Origin of the sequence: Vibrio sp. 10N.237.312.B06, assembly GCF_041464685.1 — a bacterium.
Lineage (GTDB): Bacteria > Pseudomonadota > Gammaproteobacteria > Enterobacterales > Vibrionaceae > Vibrio > Vibrio tasmaniensis_A.
In genome coordinates, this window is the sequence record NZ_JBFSPI010000206.1 from 1 (window position 1) to 1,131 (window position 1,131).

Here is a 1,131-nt window from a genome sequence, read left to right on the forward strand (position 1 = left end):
ACCATCTGTAGGATCGTTCAACTGATCAGGAAAATGCTTAAATGATCAGTGTTACCTCTTGTGTGGTCTTTACACTTAAGCTATTGGGCAATTTCGTTAGGGCTGGTCTTATATGGTGCTTCGATCATTTCGCCATGGGTCACACAATCACAAGCGATTCATGCTTTAACTGTTGGTGGAATGGGAGTGATGATCTTATCAATGATCTCACGTGTGTCTTTAGGACATACAGGTCGAGCTATTGCGATTGGTAAAATAATGACTGCGGCGTTAATCGCCATTGTTTTTGCCTTTATTGTTCGAGTGTTTGGTGGATACTTTACCCATAATATTGTCTCTATCATCACCTTATCCAGTGCTCTGTGGGTTGTCGCGTACAGTTGTTTCGTTGTGTTGTACTTACCAATTTTAATAAAACCAAGGGCTTAAATACCTCAAGACACCAAGCAGCCAATTTGGCTAATATTAAAGTTGCATTTAAAATGCATCTTTAATATTATGACCTTAATGAGTGACTTAAATACAATCAAAGAGAGCATAATTATGAGCTGTTGTGGCGGATGTGGTGGTTCAAACCACGAAGAAAAAGCAAATGAAGCTGAACAAAAAAAACAAGCAGAGCAGCAAGAGACTAAGCAAGAAAACGCTTAATTAGATCTGCACTCAAGCCAAATTTAAAAATCCAGAGACTTCGATGAAGCCTCTGGATTTTTTTATGTTATGTATCCACAATGAGAACCTGAAGAAACCTAGGGCACTATTCCAATAAACATCCCCCCAATTCTTCAAATTACTTGGTTATGCATTGGTGGCGTAGGTCTACATGTGTATTGGCAGGGATGTTTTGTTGCAACAGTGACGTCGAATTTCGATGGGTTATAAGAGGATTGAGTCAGGTACCTATGCCATATGTTTAAATACAATAGAGCGGTAATCGGCTTGAAGTTGCCGTGAGAAACAGGTTTGAATCAGATTCAGATAGCTAAGGACTTTGACTTGTTGGCTAACTGACTTTTAGGTTCGATTAACTTTACGCTAGATGCAAAAAAGCCGCTGATTTCTCAGCGGCTTTCTTAAATGTGGTGGAGGGATAGGGATTTGAACCCTAGAACCGCTATTAACGGTTGCCGG

Annotated in this window: 1 pseudogene; it reads left to right on the forward strand. The window is 40.0% G+C overall.

Annotated elements, in window-relative coordinates:
• Nucleotides 1–54: 54 nt before the first annotated feature.
• Nucleotides 55–429, forward strand: a pseudogene (locus AB6C75_RS23570) (NnrS family protein); the annotation flags it as partial.
• Between the last annotated feature and the right edge of the window lie 702 nt (nucleotides 430–1,131).